Here is a 623-nt window from a genome sequence, read left to right on the forward strand (position 1 = left end):
GGCGCTAACTGCGAGGATCCTCGGCGGGCGCCTCCTGGAGGTCGAAGACACCGGCCGCGCCTCCATGGGGCAACGCGCCTCGTTGCTGTTGCCGCGGGGCCCCGCCGGCGTGGTCGTCGGCTGCTTGTGATCGCTGGCAATCCCGCGGCGCTGGCCCTGACAGCACGCCCGCAGCTGTGGTGGCCGGGGTATGAATCCACGGCCGCCTGGGTGATCGACTCCTTCTGGACGGACCGGATCGCCGGGATCGCCCGGCATCGTCCCCACCTGGACCACCTGTTCATCACCGACCCGGACCTCGTCGACGAATGGCACGGCGCTACCGGCCGGCCCGTGACCGTGCTCCCCTGGGGCGCCGACACGCTGGCGTTCCCCGATGCCCCACCCTCCCGGCCGGTGGACCTCCTGCGTCTGGGGCGCCAGCCGGCGGCCTGGGACGACGACGATGTGACCGCAGCCGAGGCGGCCTCCCACGGGGTGGTTTTCGCAGGACGGCCTCCGGCCGCGTCGGACCCGGCGACCAACCAGGCAGCTGCCGGGGAGGCCCTCTGCCGCTCTCGCCTGGTGCTCGCGTTCTCGAACCGCGTTAGCCCGGCGTCGTACACCCACCCCACCCGTGAATA

At 72.6% G+C, this 623-nt stretch carries 1 pseudogene; it reads left to right on the forward strand.

What is annotated here, in order from left to right:
• Positions 1-126: 126 nt before the first annotated feature.
• Positions 127-623, forward strand: a pseudogene (locus KVS67_RS11565) (glycosyltransferase family 1 protein); the annotation flags it as partial.

This window comes from Micrococcus sp. GbtcB5, from assembly GCF_019091605.1.
Taxonomy (GTDB): domain Bacteria; phylum Actinomycetota; class Actinomycetes; order Actinomycetales; family Micrococcaceae; genus Micrococcus; species Micrococcus luteus.